At 67.1% G+C, this 21,906-nt stretch carries 22 protein-coding genes and 1 tRNA gene; 17 read left to right on the top strand and 6 right to left on the bottom strand.

Annotated features, from left to right (window positions below; all coding sequences use genetic code 11):
• Positions 1-158 precede the first annotated feature (158 nt).
• On the top strand, positions 159-749 hold the full coding sequence (locus ACIBCN_RS31700) for a TetR family transcriptional regulator (protein ID WP_396995367.1): 591 nt from the start codon (positions 159-161) through the stop codon (positions 747-749).
• A 538-nt stretch (positions 750-1,287) separates the two neighbouring features.
• Here ACIBCN_RS31700 and ACIBCN_RS31695 read toward each other — a convergent pair.
• Both ACIBCN_RS31695 and ACIBCN_RS31690 read right to left on the bottom strand, forming a co-directional pair.
• Positions 1,288-2,391 carry an acyl-CoA dehydrogenase family protein gene (locus ACIBCN_RS31695; RefSeq protein ID WP_396995366.1) on the bottom strand — a complete coding sequence of 368 codons (1,104 nt, stop codon included), beginning with the start codon at positions 2,389-2,391 and terminating at the stop codon, positions 1,288-1,290.
• Between the two features lie 98 nt (positions 2,392-2,489).
• The gene (locus ACIBCN_RS31690) at positions 2,490-3,683 is read right to left on the bottom strand and encodes an acyl-CoA dehydrogenase family protein (RefSeq protein ID WP_396995365.1); all 1,194 of its coding nucleotides are present in this window, start codon (positions 3,681-3,683) and stop codon (positions 2,490-2,492) included.
• Positions 3,684-3,839: 156 nt separating this feature from the next.
• On the opposite strand from ACIBCN_RS31690, the gene ACIBCN_RS31685 reads away from it, so the two are divergent.
• From ACIBCN_RS31685 to ACIBCN_RS31630, 12 genes are all read left to right on the top strand, one after another.
• Positions 3,840-4,028, top strand: a complete 189-nt coding sequence (locus ACIBCN_RS31685) for a ferredoxin (RefSeq protein ID WP_378742615.1) — start codon at positions 3,840-3,842, stop codon at positions 4,026-4,028.
• Positions 4,029-4,073: 45 nt separating this feature from the next.
• Positions 4,074-4,976 carry a 3-oxoacyl-ACP reductase gene (locus ACIBCN_RS31680; RefSeq protein ID WP_396995364.1) on the top strand — a complete coding sequence of 301 codons (903 nt, stop codon included), beginning with the start codon at positions 4,074-4,076 and terminating at the stop codon, positions 4,974-4,976.
• A 342-nt stretch (positions 4,977-5,318) separates the two neighbouring features.
• Positions 5,319-6,083 (top strand): ABC transporter permease, encoded by a 765-nt coding sequence (locus tag ACIBCN_RS31675; protein WP_150403813.1) that lies wholly within the window; start codon positions 5,319-5,321, stop codon positions 6,081-6,083.
• A 4-nt stretch (positions 6,084-6,087) separates the two neighbouring features.
• On the top strand, positions 6,088-6,939 hold the full coding sequence (locus tag ACIBCN_RS31670; RefSeq protein WP_396995363.1) for an MlaE family ABC transporter permease: 852 nt from the start codon (positions 6,088-6,090) through the stop codon (positions 6,937-6,939).
• Between the two features lie 6 nt (positions 6,940-6,945).
• The gene (locus ACIBCN_RS31665; protein WP_396995362.1) at positions 6,946-8,142 is read left to right on the top strand and encodes an MCE family protein; all 1,197 of its coding nucleotides are present in this window, start codon (positions 6,946-6,948) and stop codon (positions 8,140-8,142) included.
• Positions 8,139-9,161 (top strand): MCE family protein, encoded by a 1,023-nt coding sequence (locus ACIBCN_RS31660; protein WP_396995361.1) that lies wholly within the window; start codon positions 8,139-8,141, stop codon positions 9,159-9,161. Before ACIBCN_RS31665 ends, ACIBCN_RS31660 begins: the two co-directional genes overlap by 4 nt.
• Positions 9,161-10,225 (top strand): MCE family protein, encoded by a 1,065-nt coding sequence (locus ACIBCN_RS31655; protein WP_396995360.1) that lies wholly within the window; start codon positions 9,161-9,163, stop codon positions 10,223-10,225. Before ACIBCN_RS31660 ends, ACIBCN_RS31655 begins: the two co-directional genes overlap by 1 nt.
• Entirely contained in the window at positions 10,222-11,490 is a 1,269-nt protein-coding gene (locus ACIBCN_RS31650; protein ID WP_396995359.1) for an MCE family protein, read from the top strand. Before ACIBCN_RS31655 ends, ACIBCN_RS31650 begins: the two co-directional genes overlap by 4 nt.
• Positions 11,487-12,731, top strand: coding sequence for an MCE family protein (locus ACIBCN_RS31645; protein WP_396995358.1), 1,245 nt, complete (start codon positions 11,487-11,489; stop codon positions 12,729-12,731). The genes ACIBCN_RS31650 and ACIBCN_RS31645 overlap by 4 nt, the downstream gene beginning before the upstream one ends.
• Positions 12,728-14,155: an MCE family protein gene (locus ACIBCN_RS31640; protein WP_396995357.1), complete on the top strand. Its 1,428-nt coding sequence runs from the start codon at positions 12,728-12,730 to the stop codon at positions 14,153-14,155. Before ACIBCN_RS31645 ends, ACIBCN_RS31640 begins: the two co-directional genes overlap by 4 nt.
• Positions 14,152-14,973, top strand: coding sequence for a hypothetical protein (locus ACIBCN_RS31635; protein ID WP_396995356.1), 822 nt, complete (start codon positions 14,152-14,154; stop codon positions 14,971-14,973). The genes ACIBCN_RS31640 and ACIBCN_RS31635 overlap by 4 nt, the downstream gene beginning before the upstream one ends.
• On the top strand, positions 14,970-15,485 hold the full coding sequence (locus tag ACIBCN_RS31630; protein ID WP_396995355.1) for a h domain protein: 516 nt from the start codon (positions 14,970-14,972) through the stop codon (positions 15,483-15,485). The genes ACIBCN_RS31635 and ACIBCN_RS31630 overlap by 4 nt, the downstream gene beginning before the upstream one ends.
• Before the next feature lie 12 nt (positions 15,486-15,497).
• On the opposite strand, the gene ACIBCN_RS31625 is transcribed toward ACIBCN_RS31630, so the two are convergent.
• From ACIBCN_RS31625 to ACIBCN_RS31610, 4 genes are all read right to left on the bottom strand, one after another.
• Positions 15,498-16,955 carry a sensor histidine kinase gene (locus ACIBCN_RS31625; RefSeq protein WP_396995354.1) on the bottom strand — a complete coding sequence of 486 codons (1,458 nt, stop codon included), beginning with the start codon at positions 16,953-16,955 and terminating at the stop codon, positions 15,498-15,500.
• The gene (locus ACIBCN_RS31620; protein WP_150403823.1) at positions 16,952-17,689 is read right to left on the bottom strand and encodes a response regulator transcription factor; all 738 of its coding nucleotides are present in this window, start codon (positions 17,687-17,689) and stop codon (positions 16,952-16,954) included. The genes ACIBCN_RS31625 and ACIBCN_RS31620 overlap by 4 nt, the downstream gene beginning before the upstream one ends.
• 229 nt (positions 17,690-17,918) lie before the next feature.
• Entirely contained in the window at positions 17,919-19,472 is a 1,554-nt protein-coding gene (locus tag ACIBCN_RS31615; protein WP_396995531.1) for a trehalose-6-phosphate synthase, read from the bottom strand.
• Positions 19,473-19,561: 89 nt separating this feature from the next.
• Entirely contained in the window at positions 19,562-19,753 is a 192-nt protein-coding gene (locus ACIBCN_RS31610; protein WP_150403824.1) for a hypothetical protein, read from the bottom strand.
• 144 nt (positions 19,754-19,897) lie between these two features.
• Between ACIBCN_RS31610 and ACIBCN_RS31605 the strand changes: the two genes are divergently transcribed.
• The 4 genes from ACIBCN_RS31605 to ACIBCN_RS31590 all read left to right on the top strand — a co-directional run bounded on the left by ACIBCN_RS31605 (position 19,898) and on the right by ACIBCN_RS31590 (position 21,906).
• On the top strand, positions 19,898-20,731 hold the full coding sequence (locus ACIBCN_RS31605; RefSeq protein ID WP_396995353.1) for an alpha/beta fold hydrolase: 834 nt from the start codon (positions 19,898-19,900) through the stop codon (positions 20,729-20,731).
• Between the two features lie 173 nt (positions 20,732-20,904).
• Positions 20,905-21,147, top strand: coding sequence for an MbtH family protein (locus tag ACIBCN_RS31600; RefSeq protein WP_011207082.1), 243 nt, complete (start codon positions 20,905-20,907; stop codon positions 21,145-21,147).
• Positions 21,148-21,262: 115 nt separating this feature from the next.
• A tRNA-Thr gene (locus ACIBCN_RS31595) sits at positions 21,263-21,334 on the top strand.
• Between the two features lie 245 nt (positions 21,335-21,579).
• Positions 21,580-21,906, top strand: coding sequence for a trypco2 family protein (locus ACIBCN_RS31590; protein ID WP_396995352.1), 327 nt, complete (start codon positions 21,580-21,582; stop codon positions 21,904-21,906).

The following is a 21,906-nucleotide window of genomic DNA, read 5'->3' as shown; positions in this document are numbered from 1 at the left end:
GACAGCATCGGATCGTTGTACTCGGCGCCGGATACGCGGGTCTGGCGGCAGCGGGCCGCCTCGCCGGCAAGGCGCGCGGGGTAGGCCAACGCCTGTTGGCATAACGGTAGTGCGGGCCGTATTGCAAAGTCAACAGTTGTTGGCCTACATTCGTTGGCATGACGATCGAGCCTGATCAGCAGCCTGCGCGCCGCTCCGATGCGACCCGCGCGACCATCCTTGACGCCGCTCGCGCCCGGTTCGCCGCCGAGGGCTACGGCAAGGCGACCATCCGCGCCATCGCCGCCGACGCCGCGATCGACCCGTCCATGGTCATGCGCTATTTCGGCAGCAAAGACGGCTTGTTCGCGGCCGCCGTCGATATCGATCTCGTCCTGCCCGACCTGGCGGCCGCCGACGAGAACGAGGTCGGCGAACTACTGATCCGGCGCTTCCTCGCCCTCTGGGAGGAGCCCCCCGGCAACGAGGTGCTGCTGACCCTGCTGCGCTCATCGATCACCGACGAGGCCGTCACCGAACGCTTCCGCAACGTCTTCGCCCAGCAGGTGCTGCCCGCCGTCCTCCGCTTCGGCGACCCCGCCGACGCCCCCCGCCGCAGCGCACTGGTCGTCACCCAGCTCCTAGGCATCGCCCTTTGCCGCTACATCCTGCGCATTCCCCCGGTTGTCGCGTTCACCCGCGACGAGCTCATCTCGGATATCGCGCCGACCCTCCAGCGCTACCTCACGTCGAAGCCGATGGCCGCGTAAAACCGATGGGCAGTCGGATCGGCCCGCCGGCGATGAGTCGAGCCGATTCGATTGTGCCGGTTCGGATTCAGGCCGGCGCCATGGCTATGCGGGCTTCTCGAGGGTGCTGAGGGCGGCGCGGGCGCGCCGAGCGGAGGTGCTGCGCGCCTCGGCGATGGCGGTGTGCGCGCGTGTGATCAGAGCGGTGGTCGGGGACACCGGGGCCGCTGGGTCGATACCCCACTCGTTGGTCTCGACGCGGTCGCGGTCGGCGCGGCGCCTGTTTCGGCGAGAGCGCCGAGGATCGCGACCGAGATGCGGGCGAGGGTGGACCGTACGGTGGGAATATCGTCCTCCGGAATGTCGAGGTGCGCGGTGCGCGCAGTCTTATGTCGTGTGGAACCCCTCGATATTCGGTACGGGTGCGCATCCGGATAGGTGCGGTCTGCCCACAAACAGGTTCGCCTGCAACGCAACTGACGAAGTGCGCGGCGCGAATGAGCCCCACACACGAAGAACGCCCCGCCGGTTGCGGCGGGGCGTTCTGCGATGCGACGGATCAGGACGGCGTAGCGGCCAACAGCGCACCAAGGGCACGAAGGTGGTCGGTGCCGCCGCCGAGCGCGAACTCGTTGTGCTTGGCGGCGGTGAAGTAGTTGTGCACGATGTGGTCTCGGTCGATGCCTACACCGCCGTGGATATGGACGACGGTGTGCGCCACCCGGTGGCCGGCGTCGGCGGCCCAGAACTTGGCGGTGTGCACGGCTTCGGCGCTGGGGAGGTCTTCGGAGATCTGCCATGCGGCCTGGGTGACCGCCAGGCGCAGGCCCTGGACATCGATGTAGGCGTCCGCCAGGCGCTGGGCAACGGCTTGGAAACTGCCGACCGCCTTGCCGAATTGTTCGCGCTCGCGGGCATATTCGGCGACGAGCTCGAGTGCGCGTTCGAGGGTGCCGAGCTGCAGTGCGCTGAGTCCGAGCCAGGCGCGGGTGAGCAGCCAGTCGAGGATCTCGGCCCCGTTCTCGACGGTGCCGATCAGTTCAGCGGGGGTGTCGGTGAGCTCGACGGCGTATTCGGGGGTGCGGTCGACCACCTGTTGCGCGGTCACCGTCGCTGCCGACGGATCGACCAGGAAGACCGCGGCGACCCCGGAGACCGTGGCCGGGACCAGGATTCGGTCGGCGCGGTCGGCGAAGGGCACCGTGGTTTTGGCGCCGGTGAGCCGCCAGCCGCCGTCCACCTCGACGGCGGTAGTGGTGGGCCGGGCGGGCTCCCAGTTGTGTTCTTCGGTGAGTGCGGCGGTCAGGATCACCTGACCTGCGCCCGCCCGCGTCGCCCGATCCTGTTGCGCCGCATCGCCGAATTTCGCCAGCGCGCCCGCGCCGACCACGATCGACGACAGGTACGGCACCGCGGCGACGTACTTGCCGAGCTCACGCAGGACGGCGGTCTGCTCGAGCGCGCCGAAGTCGTTGCCGCCGACGGCCTCCGGCAGCGCCGCCGCGAGCACTCCGGTCTCGGCCAGCGAACTCCACAGCGCCTCATCGAATCGTTCGGCCGCGGTGTCGAGTTCGCGCAGCCGGTCGGCGGTGACGAGCTTGCCGCACACCTCGCCGGTCAGCCTGCCCAGGTCGAGCTGGGCTTCGGTGGGAGTGAAATCCATTTCTGCTACCTGCTTTCTGGTGGTGCGAGCGACCGGCCCGGAGGAGGTAGCCTGCGTAACCACGCAGGGCCCGGGGAGTGCCACCCATCGAACACAGCTCAGCGCGCCGACGCGGGCTGCTTGAGCGCCGTCATGGCGATGATGTCGCGCTGCACCTCGTTGGTGCCGCCGCCGAAGGTGAGGATCAGCGCGGCGCGGTGCATCCGCTCCAGCCGTCCGCGCAAGGCCTCGCCGTACGAGTCCTGGCGCAGATACGCCTGCGGGCCAAGGACTTCCATGAGCAGCCGGTAACCCTCGGTGGCCAGTTCGGTGCCGTACACCTTGCAGGTGGAGGCGTCCCACGGCCGTGGCGCGGCGTCGCCGCCGGCGTCGGCTCGGCTGGCGATCTCCCAGTTGAGCAATTTCAGGTACTCGACCTTGGCGTACACGCGGGCCAGATTGAGCTGCACCCATTCCTGGTCGATGACGCGGGAACCGTTGCCCGCCGTGGTGTTGCGAGCCCATTCGACCGTCTGATGCACAGCCAGACCCAGCGGGCCCGCCGAGGTCAGCGCGACGCGCTCGTGGTTGAGCTGGTTGGTGATCAGCGACCAGCCGCCGTTCTCCTGGCCGACCAGTGAACTCGTCGGCACCCGGACGTCCTGGTAGTAGGTCGCGCTGGTGTCCGGCCCCGCCATGGTGTGCACGGGTGTCCAGGAGAAGCCCTCGGCGGTGGTCGGCACGATGAGCATGCTGATGCCCTTGTGCTTCTTCGCCGTTGGATCGGTGCGCACCGCGAGCCAGATGTAGTCGGCGTACGCGATCAGGCTGGTCCACATCTTCTGGCCGTTGATCACGTAGTCGTCGCCGTCGCGCACCGCGTTGGTGCGCAGGCTGGCCAGGTCGGTGCCCGCGCCCGGCTCGGAGTAGCCGATGGCGAAGTGCAGTTCGCCGGCCGCGATCTTGGGCAGGAAGAAGCGCTTCTGCTCCTCGCTGCCGTAGTGCATGATCGTCGGCGCGACCGAGTTGATGGTCAGGAACGGCACCGGCGCGCCCGCGATGGCCGCCTCGTCGGTGAAGATCAGCTGATCCATCGTCGGCCGGTCCTGGCCGCCGAACTCCTTCGGCCAGGCCAGCGTGAGCCAGCCGTCGCGGCCCATCTCCTGCACGACCTCGCGATAGACGTTGCCCTGGCCGTACTCGCCGGTCTGCGCGCTGAGCGCGGCCCTACGCTCGGGAGTGATGAGTCGCGCGAAGTAGTCGCGCAGCTCCGCGCGTAGCTCCTCCTGCTGCGGCGTGTACGCAATGCGCATGGCAAATACCTCAGGCCTTCGTCGATGTGGGTTCACCCGATCATTGCATATCGACTGAAACATGTTCCAGTATTGAGGCTGAATCGGGTCGATGGCGCCACGTCCGGCGGCATCGACTTGTTAGGCTTCGGCAAGGATCGCGGTAAAGGAGTTCTCATGAAGGTAAGCGTCGATCTGGATCAGTGTGAAGCGAACGGAATCTGTGTCGGAATCGCCCCCGACGTGTTCGAACTCGATGATGAGGACCAGCTGCACATCCTCGAGGCGGACGTGCCCGCGGACCGGCTGGCCGACGTCGAGGACGCGGTGGCGCAATGCCCGAAAGCGGCGCTGCGGCTGCAATGAGCCCGACCCTTGCCATAGAATGGAACACGTTCTAGGGTCGGGCTCGTGGCTGATGATGTGAGTCTTGCTGGGCAGGTGGCGATCGTTACTGGAGCAGGAGCGGGGCTGGGGCGGGCGGAGGCGCTCGCGCTGGCCGGGGCCGGTGCTTCGGTGGTGGTCAACGACCTGTCCGAGTCCGACGCGGTGACCGACACGCTGTCCGAGATCCGCGCGCTCGGCGCCAAGGCCGAATTCGTCGCGGGCAGCATCGCCGAACGGGCGACCGCGGACGCGTTGATCCGCACCGCCGACGAGGCCTTCGGCAGCGTCGACATCGTGGTGAACAACGCGGGCATCACCAGGGACCGGATGCTGTTCAACATGTCCGACGAGGACTTCGACGCCGTTGTCGCGGTCCACCTGCGCGGTCATTTCCTGTTGTCCCGCAACGCCGCAACGTACTGGCGCGGCAAGTCCAAAGCGGCGGGCGCGCCGGTATACGGCAGGCTGATCAACACCTCCTCGGAGGCGGGTCTGCTCGGGCCGGAAGGCCAGGCCAACTATGGCGCCGCCAAGGCGGGCATCACCGCGCTGACCCTGTCGGCGTCGCGGGCGCTGTCCCGCTATGGCGTGCGCGCCAACGCGATCGCGCCCCGCGCGCGCACCGCGATGACCGAAGCCGTGTTCAGCGCCGCGCCCGAGGGGGAGGTGGACCCGCTCTCGCCCGATCATGTGGCCAGGCTCGTCGCCTACCTCGCTTCGCCCGCCGCCGACACGGTGAACGGCCAACTGTTCGTGGTCTACGGCGGGATGGTCGCGCTCATGGCGGCGCCCGTCGTCGAGCAGCGATTCGATGCCACCGGCGGTCAATGGTCCGCCGATGATCTCGCCGCGGCACTCGGCGGCTATTTTGCCGAACGCCCTGCCGGGCAGACCTTCTCGGCCTCGACCCTGATAGATCTAGGCTGAGTTCGTTCGACGCGGTCGCGCTGCGCGAAACATGCGCAGCGAGGACCGACTTTTGCAAGACCCGCTGACAATGAACTGCTGATCGGCCGTCCAACTGTTGATCAAGGGTCGGGCACTTGGTAGACATTGGTGGGTGAGATGTGTGCCGCCTCACAAAGGTGGGATCTATCTCCTGACACTCGTTCCAAATTCATACGCCGATACAAAGAAGAAGTGCAGTTCAAAAGTGGCAAACATCTTCCGGCGACGCAGTGAACGTGTTCTAATCGTTGAGGCGGTGCGGCCTCGGTGAAGAATCGTGCCGTGAGTAGTACGCGCAGATTTCAGCAAGGAGGTTCAAAGATGAACGAGGTCCTTGCTGTGCCATTGCGGGCGGTCGGCGGGTTCTTCGAACTGACCGCCGAAGTCGCGCGTTCCAGTGTGCGCAGACCATTTCAAGGGCGCGAGTTCATCGACCAGTCCTGGTTCATCGCACGCGTTTCGATCGTGCCGACACTGTTGGTCGCGATTCCATTCACCGTTCTGGTGAGCTTCACGCTGAACATCTTGTTGCGCGAGATCGGCGCGGCCGACCTCAGTGGGGCGGGCGCGGCATTCGGCGCGGTCACCCAGGTCGGCCCGATCGTCACCGTGCTGATCGTCGCGGGGGCCGGCGCCACCGCCATCTGCGCTGACCTGGGCGCCCGCACGATTCGCGAGGAAATCGACGCGATGCGGGTGCTCGGCATCAATCCGGTGCAGCGGCTGGTGGTGCCGCGCGTGCTCGCGTCGATGTTCGTCGCGCTCATGCTCAACAGCCTGGTGTGCACCATCGGTATCGTCGGCGGATTTCTGTTCTCGGTCTTTCTCCAGGACGTGAACCCCGGCGCGTTCGTCAACGGCATCACGCTGCTGACCCATTTGCCCGAATTGGTCATCTCGGAGGTGAAGGCCGGATTGTTCGGGCTGATCGCCGGGCTGGTGGCCTGTTATCTGGGTCTGAATGTCAAGGGTGGTCCCAAGAGTGTCGGTGATGCGGTGAATCAGACCGTTGTCTTCGCCTTTATGGCTTTGTTCGTGGTGAACGTCGTGGTCACCGCCGTTGGTATCAAGTTCACGGCGCGGTGACCGCATGGCCTTCGTGATCGAATCCCGCTTCCCGCGTACCGTGCGACGAGTGCGTCGGATGTCGGACTCGCTCGATTCTGTAGGTAAACATGCTGTGTTCTATGCGCAGGCCCTGGGGGCCATTCCGCGTGCCTTGACGCACTATCGCACCGAAACCATTCGGCTGATCGCCGAAATCAGCATGGGCAGCGGCGCTTTGGCGGTGATCGGCGGCACCGTGGTGATCGTCGGCTTCCTGACGCTGTTCGCGGGCGGCACCATCGCCGTGCAGGGATACAGCTCGCTCGGCAATATCGGCGTCGAGGCGCTCACCGGCTTTTTCGCGGCATTCATCAATGTCCGCATCGCGGCGCCGGTGATTTCCGGCATCGGCCTGGCCGCCACCATCGGGGCGGGCTCGACCGCGCAGCTCGGTGCCATGCGGGTGGCCGAGGAGATCGACGCGCTGGAATCCATGGCGATCCGGCCGGTGCCATATCTGGTCAGCACCAGGGTGCTCGCCGGGATGATCGCGATCGTGCCGCTGTACGCGCTCGCGGTGATCGCGTCGTTCCTGGCCAGCCGGTTCGCCACGGTGGTGATCTACGGGCAGTCGGCGGGCGTGTACGACCACTACTTCTCCACCTTCCTGATCCCGAGCGACATCCTCTGGTCGTTCGCCCAGGCGATCTTCATGGCGCTGGCGGTCATGCTGATCCACACCTATTACGGCTTCCATGCCGCGGGCGGCCCGGTCGGGGTCGGCGTCGCGGTCGGCAATGCGGTGCGGGCCTCACTGGTCGCGGTGGTCACGGTGACCCTGCTGATCTCCCTGGCCATCTACGGCACCTCCGGCAACTTTCACCTGTCCGGGTAGAGCGAGATGGCGGATTCGAACACAGTGCGCGCTGCAGTGGGATACAAGTTGGCCGGTGCCGCGATGGTGCTCGTGCTGGTCGCGATCATCGCCATCGCGATGGTGATGTTCGTCGGCGGTTTCACCTCGACGGCCACCGTGACGATCGACGCGCCACGCGCCGGGCTGGTGCTCGATCCCGACGCCAAGGTGAAGGTGCGCGGCGTGGAGATCGGACGGGTGGTCTCGATCGACCAGACCGCCGACGGCGCCAGCCTGAAGCTGGCGCTCAATCCCGAACAGCTGAAGCTTGTTCCGGCCAACGCGGGCGTTGATATCCGCTCCACCACCGTCTTCGGCGCCAAGTACGTGAACTTCACCGTGCCACAACAACCTTCGTCGGCCTCGCTGCAGCCGGGCGCGCGGGTGACGGCGCAGCACGTGACCGTCGAGTTCAACACGTTGTTCCAGCACCTGTCCGACGTGCTTGCCAAGGTGCAGCCGGAGAAACTGAACGCGACGCTGTCCGCGCTCGGCACGGCGCTGCAGGGCCGCGGCGAGAAGCTGGGCGACCTGCTCGCCCGCAGCGACGCCTACCTGCGCGACATCAACCCGTATCTGCCCACGCTGCAACATGATCTGGTGCGCACCGGCCAGGTCACCGACCTGTACGCGGACACCGTTCCGGACCTGTTGCGCACCGTGGACAACGCGACCGTCACCAGCCAGACGCTGGTCGACGAGCAGCAGAGTCTCGACGACGTGCTGGCCAACCTGACCGGGCTGGCCGACACCACGGGCTCGGTGCTGCGGGAGAACGAGGCCAATTTCAGCACCGCGCTCGACCTGCTGCGCCCGACCACGAGCCTGCTGTTCGAGTACGCCCCCGCGCTCAGCTGCATCATCAACGGCCTCGGCCCGATGATGCCGCTGGCCGAGGAGGTGTTCGGCGGCAAGCTGCCCGGCATCGGGATGAACACCAACTTCATGTTCGGCGCGCAGCCCTACAAGTATCCGGACGACCTGCCGAAGGTGAACGCGACCGGCGGCCCGCACTGCGAGGGCGTGGTGGATCGGGTGCCGGACAGCCATGCGGGTTACGTCGTCACCGACACGAACGAGGGAGCTCCGTACGTGCCGAGCACGGGTTTCATCAAGCCCAACGAGGCACCGAAGGTGTTCCAGCTGTTGTTCGCCGGACTGCCGGGGGTGGGCTCGCTGTGAAGAACACCGCCACGACGGTCAAGCTGCTCATCTTCACGGTGGTGATGGCGCTGGTGTTCGCGGGTCTGGTGATCGTGTTCAGCCAGATGCGCTTCGCCAGGGAGTACGGCTACCACGCCGTGTTCACCAGCTCGTCGGGAATGGTGCCCGGCTCGAAGGTGCGCATCGCCGGTGTTCCGGTCGGCTCGGTCTCCTCGGTGAAGGTGGGCAAGGACCATCTCGCGCACGTCGATTTCGACGTCGACCGCAAGTACCGGCTGCTCACCAGCACCCGCGCCACCATCCGCTACGAAAACCTGGTCGGTGACCGGTATCTAGAGTTGCTGGAGGGGCCGGGCAACACCGAGGCGCTGCGCGACGGCGACACCATCGACAAGGACAAGACCGCACCTGCGCTGGACTTGGACATGCTGCTCGGCGGGTTCCGCCCGCTGCTGCGCGGCCTGGATCCGGCCCAGGTGAACGACCTGACCGGCGCACTGCTGCAGATCTTTCAGGGCCAGGGCGGCACCCTGGTTTCACTGCTGAACAGCGGCGGCTCGTTCGCGAAGACCCTCGCGGACCGCGACGAACTGATCGGCAACGTGATCAGCAACCTGAACACGGTGCTGCAGACCATCGATCAGCGCGGCGACCAGTTCGCCACCACGCTCGACGAATTGCAGCGGCTGGTCAGCGGTTTGGCCGCCGACCGCGATCCGATCGGCGACGCGCTGCCCCGTATCGCGGGCGCGACCCGCGACCTGACCGGACTGCTCCAGCAGGCGCGGCCGGACCTGCGCTCCACCATCGAGCAGACCGGCCGGCTGTCCACCAATCTGGACAACGGCTCGGACACCATCCAGTGGGTGCTCGACAAGTTGCCCGACACCTACAAGAAGCTGATCCGCATCGGCGCCTACGGCTCGTTCCTGCAGCTCTACGTCTGCGGGACCAACCTGGTGGTGGACGGCCCGAACGGGCAGCCGATGCAGGTGAACCTGCCGGGTAAGCAGACGACCGGAAGGTGCACGCCCTGATGAACGAGCGATCACGCGCCGTCACCATCGGCATCGTCGGGATAGTCGTCGCGGCGTGTGTCGCCCTGTCCGCCTTGCAGTTCGGCCGACTGCCGTTCATCCGCGGCGGCGCGACCTACACCGCCTACTTCGCCGACGCGGGCGGACTGCTGCCCGGCGACGCGGTCCAGGTGGCCGGCGTGCGGACCGGCCAGGTGGACGATGTCCAACTGGATGGCGCCAAGGTGCTGGTCCGGTTCACCCTGGACGAGTCGATCGTGCTCGGCCAGAAGACCTCCGCCGCGATCAAGACCAACACCGTGCTCGGCCGCAAGTCGCTCGAGCTGACCCCGACCGGATCGGGCGCGCTGCGGCGCAGCGACACGATTCCGTTGGACCGCACCACTTCTCCGTACTCGCTCAACGACGCGCTCGGCGACCTCGGCCGCACGGTGCACGGGCTGGACATGGACCAGGTGGACAAGACCCTGGACACGCTCTCGGCCACCTTCGCCGACACCCCGGCGCCGTTGCGCGCGGCGCTGGACGGCGTTACCGCGTTGTCGCGCAGCATCAACGCCCGCGATCAGGCGCTGTCCGAGCTGCTGACCCGGGCGCAGAACGTCACCAAGATCCTGGCCGACCGGAGCAACCAGATCAACGCGCTGCTGCTGGACGGCAACAACCTGCTCGGCGAGCTGGACCGGCGCCGCGCCGCGATCGGGCAGCTGATCGTCTACGTCAACGAGGTGGCCAAGCAGCTGTCCGGCCTGGTCTCGGACAACGAGCCGATCCTGAAACCCGCACTGGACAAACTGAATTCGGTGCTCGGCCTGTTGCAGCGCAACAAGCAGAACATCTCCGACGCGCTCGACAGCCTCGGCCCGTACGCCGCGGCGCTCGGTGAGCAGGTCGGCAACGGGCCGTGGTTCAACGCCTACGTCGTCAACGCGACAAGTACCGAGTTGCAGCCGCTGGTGGACGCGCTGGTGTGGCCCGAGCATCTGCCCGAGGACCTGCGCAATATCTTCACCAACCCGGCACCGCCGTCGATCGGTCCCGCCCTTCAGGAGCCACCGCGATGAACATGCTGGACAGAGCTCGCAAGCTGCCGCGCTGGGCGCTACTGGTCGCAGGTGGGCTGGTCGCCGTGCTGGTGCTGGCCGCGGTCTACGGCGGCGTGACCCGGATCGGGAAGACCGAGATCACCGCGTATTTCCCGTCGACCTCCGGGTTGTATCAGGGCGATGAGGTCCGGGTGCTCGGCGTGAGCGTCGGCCGGATCGACTCGATCGAGCCGGGCAAGGACCGGGTGAAGGTCAAGATGACCATCGACCGCGGCATCGACCTGCCCGCCGACGCACGCGCGGTGATCATTTCGCCCTCGCTGGTCTCGGCGCGGTTCATCCAGGTGGCGCCCGCCTACGTCAGCGGCCCGAAAATGCGCGACGGCGCGGAGATTCCGCTCGAGCACACGGCCGTACCGGTGGAATGGGACGACATCAAGGCCGAACTGTCCAAGCTGTCGACGACTCTCGGCCCGGTCGGTGACGACCCGCAGGGGTCGTTCGGGCGCTTCGTCAACACTGCCGCCGACAACATGGACGGCAACGGGCAAAAGCTGCGCGACACGTTGCGCGAACTGTCCGCGACCCTGAACACGTTGTCGGACGGGCGAACCGATCTGTTCGGTACCATTCGCAATCTGCAGAAGTTCGTCGACGTGCTGTCGGCGAGCAACGAGCAGATCGTGCAGTTCGGCGGCAGGCTCGCGTCGGTGTCCTCGGTGCTGGCCGGTACGTCGCAGGAACTCGGTGCGGGACTGGACAATCTGGATACCGCGCTCGGCGACGTGAAGCGGTTCCTGGACGGCAGCGGCGCCGAGCTCACCGAGGGTGTGCAGCGGCTGGCCGACGTCACCCAGCAGCTGGTGGACAAGCGCCCCGAACTGGAGCGGGTGCTGCACTCGGGACCGACGGCGCTGGTGAACTTCTATCAGATCTACAAGCCGGCCCAGGGCACCCTCGCGGGCGCGGTCTCGCTCAACAACACGGCCGATCCGCTCGGCTTCCTCTGCGGTTCGGTGCGGGCGCTGGAAACCAATGACTCGGATCGCTCCGCCGATCTGTGCGCGCAGTACCTCGCGCCGGTAATCAGTTCGCTCGCGATGAATTACGCGCCGATCATGCTGAACCCGGCTACCGGCGTGCACGCGTTCCCGAACCAGCTGACCTACAGCCCGCCGAGCCTGGCCGGGCAGACGGCCCCGCCCGTCCCCGCGCCGGGACCTGCGCCGGTGACCGTGCCGAACGGCCTTACCGGACTTGCTATTCCAGGAGGAGGGCGATGAAGAAGCCTCGCCGGATGGCCATGCTGGTGGTGGGTCTCGCGGTGGCGCTCGGCATCTCGGGCTGCGAGTGGGACGGGTTGAACTCGCTGCCGATGCCGGGCACCGAGGGCACCATGGACGGCGCGTACAAAGTGCGCATCCAAATGCCGAATGTGACCACGCTGACCAGGAATTCACCGGTCCGGGTCGACGACGTGACCGTCGGCACCGTGTCGAACATCGAGGTGGAGGGCTGGCACGCGCTGGTCACCGTCACCCTGAATCCGAGCGTGCGGCTGCCCGCCAATGCCATCGCCAAGATCGGCCAGACCAGCCTGCTCGGCAGCAACCACATCGAGCTGGCCCCGCCGAGTGACGTTGCGCCGCAAGGGCAGTTGCAGGGCGGTGACCTGATTCCGCTGGAGCGGGCCGGCGCCTATCCGACGACGGAGCAGGTGCTCTCGTCGCTGTCGGTGGTGCTCAACGGCGGCGGCATCTCGCAGCTGGAAACGATTACCCGCGAACTGAATTCCGCGCTCAGCGGCCGGGCCAACGACATCCGCGATCTGCTACCGCAACTCAACGAGCTGACCACCAACCTGGACAAGCAGCGCACCGACATCATCGCGGCGATGAGCGGACTCGATCGCCTTGGTGGTCAACTGGCTCAGCAGCGCGACGTGGTCGCCGCCGCCATCGAGCGGATCCACCCCGCGCTCACCGTGCTCGCCGACCGCACCAAGAACATCACCGCGACGATCAACGCGCTCGGCGACCTCAGCGACGTCACCGACCGGCTCATCGCCAGCAGCGGCGACAACCTGAAGGCCAACCTGCGCAGCCTCGCCCCGGTGCTGCAGACGCTGGCCGACACGGGGAACAACCTCGTCGAGTCGCTGAAGATCATCCCGACCTTCCCGTTCCCGATGAAGAACCTCGACAAAGCGATCATGGGCGACTACCTGAACCTGTTCATCACCGTCGACCTCACCGGAAAGCGGTTGGACAGCAACTGGTTGACCGGCACGCCGCTCGGCGGTCGATTCGGCGGCGTCGAGGGCGTGGTCGGCAGTTTCGCGCCGGACACCGCGACACAGAGCGGCAATCCGGCGACCGGACCGCTGCAAACGGGGCAGGCCCCTGGTGCCCAGCCGACGCCGACCATTCCCGGCCTGCCGCCGATTCCGGGTCTGCCCGCCATCCCGGGGCTGACCGTGCCGATGCCGGGAGCCACTGCGCCACAAGGGGGTCCGGGCCGATGACGCTCACCCGATTCGTCCGCATCCAGCTGGCGATCTTCGCCGTGCTCACGGTGATCGGCCTGGTGATCATGGGCGGGGTGTATGTGAAGGTGCCCGCGATGTTCGGCATCGGCCGCTACGACGTCACGGTGCAGCTGGAGGCGACGGGTGGTCTCTACCCGACCGCCAACGTCGCCTACCGCGGCACCAATGTCGGTGTGGTGCGGGATGTTCGGCTCACCCCCGGCGGGGTCGAGGCGAAGCTGTCCATCGACAGCGACTACAAGGTCCCGTCGGATGTCAACGCCTGGGTGCGCAGCGTCTCCGCGATCGGCGAGCAGTACGTCGACCTGATCCCGCCCGACCACCCGGCCGGCGCAAACCTGGCCGACGGCGCGGTGATTCCGGTGGGCCGCACCAAACTTCCGCAGGACGTCGGCTCGCTGCTCGACCAGTCCGACCGGCTGCTGTCCAGCGTCGCCGACACCCGGCTACGGCAGGTGATCGACGAAGCGTTCAAGGCGTTCAACGGCGCGGGCCCGGACCTGCAACGGTTCATCGACTCCGCGTCGCTGCTGGTGCAGGAGGCGCAGAACAGCGCGGAACCGACGAAGAAGCTCCTCGACCAGATCGGACCGCTGCTGGATACCCAGCTCGAGTCCGACGCGGCCATCCGGTCCTGGACCAGCGACCTGGCCACCGTCACCGACCAGCTGCGCGCGCACGATCCGTCGCTGCGCAACGTGCTGCGCGACGGTCCGTCCGCGATGCGGCGGGTCAGCGCGCAATTCGAATCGCTGCGCCCGACCCTGCCGCTGCTGCTGACCAACCTGGTCAGCACCGGGCAGGTCGGCGTCACGTATCACGCTGGGCTGGAACAACTCCTGGTGGTCTTCCCGCCGCTGATCGCGGCGCTGCGGACGATCATCCGCGGGCCGGTGGAGTACGGCGCCATGGTCGACTTCATGGTGGTGGTCAACGACCCGCCCGCCTGCACGACCGGATTCCTGCCGCCCAACGAACGGCGCTCGCCCAGCGAGCTGGATTCGATCCCGTCCCCGCCCGGCCTGTACTGCAAAGTGCCGCAGAACTCGCCGGTCGACGTGCGCGGCATCCGCAACACGCCGTGCGCCGAATTCCCCGGCGTGCGAGCGCCGACACCCGAGCTCTGCCGGACCGGTTACGTCCCGGAAGGGGACAACCCCCCGTTCGGTCCGCCGCGCCCGGTAGCGCCCGCGTCCGCGCCGGTCACACCGGGTTCGACACAGGTGGCACCCGCCGCGTACGGCACCGGCACGCCCGCTGCCGCGAGATCCTATGATCCGTCCACCGGCCAGTACATCGGCCCGGACGGCCGCACCTACCGACAGGGCGATATCGGACCGGGCGGTTCGGGCACGGTACCGTCGAGCTGGCAGGCGATGCTCGAGGAGCAGCAACGATGAAAGATGACAACGCAGATCAGCACCGTACGCGGCGACGCGCGGTGCGCTCGGTGGGTCCGCCGGTGGACGAGACGGCGAGCCCCGCTGTGACGTCGATTCCGGTCGAGAAGGCCGACACCGCCGCGTTCACAGCTCATGCGGCGGCGCTCGGAGACCAGGCTGACAGTCAGACGCCCGCCGACGCTGAAACAACGTCCGGAGTCACAGATTCCGCGTCGGACGCGGCACCTGTCGACGCCGTTGTCGCCGACGCGTCGGACAGCAATGTCGTCGACCTGACCAAGGGCGCACCCGCCGCCGACGCGCAGGACGCCGCACCCGAGCGGACAAAGCGCGGTGCCTGGCGCGTCGTCGGCGTCGCGGCGGCCGCGGTCCTGGTGCTCGCGCTGCTGGTCGGTGCGGGCTTCGCCGGAATGAAGGTGCGTTCGATCGACGCCCGTGACGACCGCCGCGGTGCGTACGAACAGACCGCACGGCAGGCCATCCTGAACCTCACCACCATCCGCGCCGATTCGGCCAAGGCCGACATCGACCGGATCCTCTCGGTGGCCTCCGGCCAGTTCAAGACCGAATTCGACGGCCGGGTCGACCCGTTCATGAATATCGTGCAGCAGGCCAAGGTGGTCTCCAACGGCGAGATCATCGACGCGGCGCTGGAGAACGACAGTGACGACTCCGCGACGGTGCTGGTCGCCGCCAAGCAGTCGCTCACCAACGCGGGCCAGCAGGGCGAGCAGACCCGGTTCTACCGCTTCCGGGTCACCGTGAGTCGCGGCGACTCCGGCATGACGGTTTCGAAGGTGGAGTTCGTCGGATGACACGTCTTGGAATGACCCAGCGTGGAATGACCAAGCGCGGCAAGATCTTCCTGGCCACCCTGAGCGTGCTTGCCCTGGCGGCGGTGGTGGTGCTCGGCGTGAGCGGCTTCCGGATCTGGAACGACAACCAGGCCGAGCAGGCGCGTAAGGACGCGGTGACGGCCGCGAGCCGGACCGTCTCGGCCATGTTCACCTATGACTTCCAGACGGTGGACAAGGAACTGCCGAAGGCGGCCGACAACCTCTCGCCGAAGTTCAAGGACGACTACCTGAAGCTCATCGAGCAGGCGATCGCGCCGGGCGCCAAGGAAAAACAGCTCAACGTCAAGGCGACCACGCAGGCGGGCGGTGTCGTTTCCGGCGACAAATCGAAGGTGGTCGTGCTGCTGTTCCTGAACCAGGTGACCACTAGCAAGGATTCGCCGGAGGGCACGACCACGGGCAGCCGGGTCCGGGCCACGGTGGAGAAGGACGGCGACCGCTGGCTGGTCGATCAGGTCACGCCGATTTAGCCGAAACGACTGTCACGCAGTCGTTTCGCGCGGCAACCGGACGGTGAAGGTGGTACCGGCACCCTCGGTGCTGCGCACATCGACCGCGCCGCCGTGCGCGGTGACCAGCGCCTGCACGATCGACAAACCGAGGCCGGTGCCGCCGCTGCTGCGGGCGCGCGAGTTGTCGGTGCGGTAGAAGCGTTCGAAGATGCGGTCGGCCTCGTCGGCGGGCAGGCCGGGGCCGGTGTCGGCCACCTCGAGCAGCACCTCGCCGGCGGTGGGGGTGAGGCGGACCGCGACCGAGGCGTCCGGCGGGGTGTGCGTGAGCGCGTTGTTGAGCAGGTTCGCCAGCACCTGGCGTAGCCGTGCCTCGTCGCCGGTGACCTCCAAAGTGCCCTCGCCGGTTTCGATTTCGAGTTCGATGCGGCGGGTCGAGCCGTCCGGGTCGGCGGCCGCCGCCATCGCCCGCGCGCTGTGCACGGCGTCGCTGGCCACAGCGAGCAGATCGACCTGGCCCCGCTCCAACGGACGCTGTGCGTCCAGCCTGGCCAGCATCAGCAGGTCCTCGACGAGGATGCCCATCCGCTGGGATTCGCGTTCGATGCGGTCCATGAACAGGTCGGGGTCGGTGGTCGCGCCCTGCCGATAGAGCTCGGCGAAGCCGCGGATGGTGGTGAGCGGGGTGCGCAGCTCGTGGCTGGCGTCGGCGACGAACTGGCGCATCTTCGCCTCCGACCGCTTGGCCGCGGCCTCCGACGCCTCGGTCTTGGCGAACGCCTGCTGGATCTGGGTGAGCATGCCGTTGAGCGATCGGGACAGCCGATCGACCTCGGTGTTGCTGCCGCGCACCGGAACTCGGCGATACAGGTCACCGCGGGCGATGGCGGCGGCGGTGTTCTCCACCCGCAGCAGCGGGCGCAGGCTGCGCCGGATCACGAAGTACGCGGCGACGGCCAGCGCTGTCAGCACGATCAGCCCGACGACCAGTTCCAGCATCACAAGACGTTGCACGATCTCGAAGTTCTGGTTGAGCGGCAGCGCCACCGTGGTGGTGCCATCCGGAACGCGTACGGTCAGGGTCCGCCATTCGGTCGGTCCGCCGCCGACCGAACGCACGGTCATCGGGCCGATCTGCGGCGAATCCGGCAGGGCGGGTTCGACATCGAGGCCGAACGCCTTGATCACATAGATGCGTCCGTCGTCCTGCACCGACCGGACGTAGAACTGGCTGGTGTGCCGTGGATCGCCCGGCAAGCTCGGCGGCGGGGGCACCCGGCGGCGCGACCATTCGATCGCGCCGTTGCGTAGCTGCTGATCGGTGCGGTCGGTCAGCGAGCGTTCCAGGCCGGAGGTGACCACCATGCCGGAGATCAGCAGCCCGAGTCCCGCGGTGGCGACCAGAATCAGCATCAGCGTCACCCGCAGGGGGATCGCCGACAGTACACCGGAGGTCTTGGCGCGCAGCGCCGCGATCCGGCCCGCCGTCATTTTCCAGCCGACCGGCTGCGACTCGGTGCGCGCATCACATAGCCGACCCCGCGCAGGGTGTGGATGAGTCGCTCGTCGCCGGTGTCGACCTTCTTGCGCAGATACGACACATAGGTCTCGACCACGCCGACCTCGCCGCCGAAGTCGTAGCGCCACACGTGATCCAGGATCCGCGGCTTGCTCAGTACCGTGCCCGCGTTGACCATGAAGTACCGCAGCAGGGTGAACTCGGTGGGGGACAGCGCGACCGGCTCGCCTGCCTTCCACACCTCGTGGGTGTCGTCGTCGAGTTCGATGTCCTCGAACCGAAGCCGGGAACTCTCCCGCTGCGGTGCGGCGTGCCCGGCGCGGCGCAGGATCACCCGCAGCCTGGCCACCACTTCCTCCAGGCTGAACGGCTTGGTGACGTAGTCGTCGGCGCCGAGGGTGAGCCCGGTGATCTTGTCCTGCACCTCGTCGCGCGCGGTCAGGAACAGCACGGGGGAGTCGATGCCGTCCGCGCGTAGCCGGCGCAGCAGGCCGAAGCCGTCCATGCCCGGCATCATCACGTCGACGATCAGAGCCTGCGGCCGGAAGCTGCGCGCCTTGTCCAGCGCCTGCGCCCCGTCGACGGCCGTGTCCACCGCGAAGCCCTGGTAGCGCAGGCTCACCGCGAGCAGCTCCACGATCATCGGCTCATCGTCGACCACCAGCACCCGCGCCTCGGGTGCCTGCTCCGCAGGCGCACCACTCATGGATTCATAGTCCGGTATCCGGCTGCGAACTTGCTGGACCAAACCTGGGAGAACGCTGTGTTGTCGGCCGCGCGGGCGCCGCGAACGGCGCTTGCAAAACTCGCGCTGTGGTGGTCGGGTTGGGTTGGCATGTTGCGAGGGTCGTTTGCGGCCCGCACGCGAGACGGGCCGCGAACGGCGCTCGCAAAACTCGCGCTGTTTTGGTTGTTTTGGCGCGGAGTGTCGCGGGTCAGCGGGATGGTTGGCGCTCCTCCGGGTAGGTGTCGTCGTCGGTCAGTAGTGCGCTGCCGGCGACCTGGCCCTGTGCCAGTGCCTCCAGGAAGGCGCGGGCCCAGCGGTCCACGTCGTGCGCGAGGACCTGGCGGCGCAGCGAGCGCATCCGGCGGCGTCTGGTGTCGCGGTCGTCCTCGATGGCGGAGACGATGGCGTCCTTGACGCTGTCCAGGTCGTGCGGGTTGCACAGGTAGGACTGGCGCAATTCGGCTGCCGCGCCGGTGAATTCGCTGAGCACCAAGGCGCCGTTTAGGCCGCTGTGGCAGGCGACGTACTCCTTGGCGACCAGGTTCATGCCGTCGCGCAGCGGCGTCACCAGCATCACGTCGGCGGCCACGAAGAAGGCGATCAGCTCATCGCGCGGGATGGGGCGGTGCAGATAGTGCACCACCGGGTAGCCGACCTGGGCGAACTCGCCGTTGATCCGGCCGACCTGGCGCTCGATGTCGCCGCGCATCTGGATGTAGCTCTCCACCCGCTCACGGCTCGGCGTGGCCAGCTGGACCATCACGGTCTCGGACGGATCGATCCGCTCTTCCAGCAGCAGCTCTTCGAGCGCGTTCAGCCGGATGTCGATGCCCTTGGTGTAGTCGAGGCGGTCGACGCCGAGCAGGATGTTCTTCGGATTGCCCAGTTCCGCACGGATTTTCGCGGCCCGCTCGCGAATGGAGCGGCGCCGGGAGTGCTCGTCGAGCTCCGCCGAGGAGATCGAGATCGGGAACGCGCCGACCCGGACCGTGCGGAAGCCGACCTGCACGACGCCGAGTTTGGAACGGACACCGACGGTGCCGCGCGAGGTCGGCTGCCCGGCCAGCCTGCGGGCCAGGTAGAGGAAGTTCTGCGCGCCGCCGGGCAGGTGAAAACCGATCAGGTCGGCGCCGAGCAGGCCCTCGACGATCTCGGTGCGCCACGGCATCTGCATGAACAGCTCGACCGGCGGAAACGGGATGTGCAGGAAGAAGCCGATGGTCAGGTCGGGGCGCAGCATCCGGAGCATCTTCGGCACCAGCTGCAGCTGATAGTCCTGCACCCACACGGTGGCGCCCTCGGCGGCCACTTTCGCGGTCGCCTCGGCGAAACGCCGGTTCACCGTCACGTAGGCGGCCCACCACTTACGGTCGTAGACCGGACGCACGATCACGTCGTGATACAGCGGCCACAGCGTGCCGTTGGAGAAGCCCTCGTAGTAGTCGGCGACCTCCTGTGCCGTCAGCGGCACCGGATGCAGCTCGAGCCCGTCCTCGATGATCGGATCGACGTCCGCGTCGGGCACCCCCGCCCAGCCGACCCAGGCGCCTTTGTTGTTGCGCAGCACCGGTTCCAACGCCGTGACCAGACCGCCCGGACTGCGTTTCCATCGGGTCGTCCCGTCGGGCAACCGTTCCAGGTCGACCGGCAGCCGGTTGGCCACGACAACGAAACCGGAACCGGATTCGGCCGGGCCGGTCGTGGTGCTGGTGTCCTCGGGTGCGGTGTCTAGGGCGGGGTCGGAGTCGTCGGACGAAGTCATCTGGTCCACTCACGCATCCTTTGCGCGTCGCTGGGTCCCCCGGAGAATCCGGTGCGTCGACGTCGCCGTTGGCGTCGAAAGGCTGGGCTCTATTCTGCCCGGGCGCTCGGTGCGATGCCGAGCATCGACAACAGCATCCGGCACTCGTCGGCGTCCTCGGCGTAGGCCGCGACAACGCGCTGGGCCTGACGTGCGGTTTCGTCGGCCAGTGGTTCCAGATCGTCGTCCGCGATGTCGTTCGCGCTGCCCTTCGCGGCCATCTTCAAGTCCTCCCGGTTCACTACGCTCGTACGTGCGAATAGTCAATGGTATCTGTCCTCGGCAGACGCGGGTGGCACCCGCGTCAGACCAGCCCCCGGCCGGTGTGCCGACTCCATCCCTCCCTATACCGTGGGACGGAGCATCAACTCCACGAAAGGGTCGATATGCCGCTGGCCACGGTGAACGGAATTTCCCTCAACTACCAGGTCAAAGGTGACCGCGCGCGGGGTACCGATGTCAAGGGTTCGGGGCCGCTTGTGGTCATGATCATGGGCACCGGCAGCCCCGGCCGGGTCTGGGAACTGCATCAGGTGCCTGCGCTGGTCGCCGCGGGGTACCGGGTGTGCACCTTCGACAACCGCGGCATCGCACCCTCCTTCGAGGCCGCGACCGGCATGACCATCGACCAGTTGGTCGCCGACACCGCCGGACTGATCGAGCTCCTCGACGAGGGGCCCGCGCTGGTGGTCGGCACCTCGATGGGCGCGCGGGTCGCGCAGGAGCTGGCGCTGGCCCGCCCCGAACTGGTGCGCAAGGCCGTCTTCATGGCAGGCCACGGGCGGCTCGATCAATTCCAGAAGACGCTCTCGCTCGGCGAGCACCAACTCGACGCCAGCGGAGTGAAACTGCCGGAGAAATACGAGGCCGCGATCACCGCGGTGATGAACCTGTCGCCCGCGACGCTGGCCGAGCCGAACTCGGCCCGTGACTGGCTCGACCTGTTCGAATTCACCGGTGGACCGGTGCCGCCCGGCATCCGCGCGCAGCGTCGGATGGATCACGATTTCGACCGGGTGCAGGCCTACCGCGCGATCACGGTGCCGTGCCTGGCCGTCGGCTTCGCCGACGATCGGATGATTCCGCCCTACCTGTCCAGGGAAGTTGCCGAGGTCATCCCCGGTGCGCGCTACCAAGAGGTGCCGGACGCGGGTCACTTCGGCTATCTGGAACGCCCTGAAACAGTCAACAAGATTCTGCTGGACTTTTTCGCGAGCTGAGATTCCACGGCCAGAGGTAACCGCCCAGGCGTAACGTCTCCCTTGCTAGGGTCGAAACAACGCTCGGGACTCCAACGGCGCGCAAGTCCGTTGAACCCTCCGGTTCGTCGGACCCGGCGCCGAAGGATCCACGAGCGATCCCATACATAGCGCCAGTATCCAGTGAGGTGAAATTGAGCACCAATCCCTTCGATGACGAAGACGGCCGCTTCTTCGTCCTGGTCAACGACGAAGAACAGCATTCGCTGTGGCCTGCCTTCGCCGAGGTCCCGGCCGGATGGCGGGTCGTGTTCGGCGAGGACAGCCGCGCTGCCTGCGTCGAGTACGTCGAAAAGAACTGGACCGACATGCGTCCGAAGAGCCTGCGCGACGCGATGGCCGCCGACGACGCGGCCCGTCAGGGCGCCCAATCCTGAACTCGCGGTAGCCGAATACTGCGCTGGGACACTCGCCGACTGCGTGATGCCGTAAACCCGGTGTCACGCAGTCGGTGTGCCCGGCTATGATGGCAACCGCTTTCCGAAGGCACCCGCCTCCTTAGCTCAGTGGTAGAGCACTCGCCTTGTAAGCGAAAGGTCGTCAGTTCAATCCTGACAGGGGGCTCCGGTTCGGGCGCGTCGGTGACGGCGCGCTCGTTCGCGTTGTAGCGGCCCTGCTCGTTTTGTAAGCGAAAGGTCGTCGGTTCAATCCTGACAGGGGGCTCCGGTTCGGGCGCGTCGGTGACGGCGCGCTCGTTCGCGTTGTAGAGGCCCTGCGAAAGTCACCCTCTCGCCAACGGCGGTGGAATATTCTTGGGTTCGGTCTTGGGGCCGGCTCGAGCGGAACCGTCGAGCGAGAGGCGGCGCGGTATGACCAATTCAGCTGATGGCGGGATCGAACTTTCGGACATGATCCGCTATCTCAAGTCCGAGTTGACTGCGGCCCAAGCGGGTTCGGGTGACGGATTCAAGCTGACGCTCGACGAATGCACCATCGAGCTGAACATCGCCGTGAAACGTGAAGGCAAGGCGGGCATCAAGGCGTATGTCGTCACCATCGGCGGCGGGCTGTCCTCGGAGCAGACACACAAGGTGAGCGCGAAGTTCAAGCCCGCCGAGGCGGCTGTCTTCGAGACCGGCGGCGGTGCGTCGCCGTCCAAGGTCACCGTTGGTCCGGTGCCGCCCAAGAAAGCCTGA

Source organism: Nocardia sp. NPDC051052, from assembly GCF_044456045.1.
Classification (GTDB): Bacteria; Actinomycetota; Actinomycetes; order Mycobacteriales; family Mycobacteriaceae; genus Nocardia.
The sequence above is the reverse complement of the archived record's forward strand: the minus strand, read 5'-3'. Positions and strand labels throughout refer to the sequence as shown.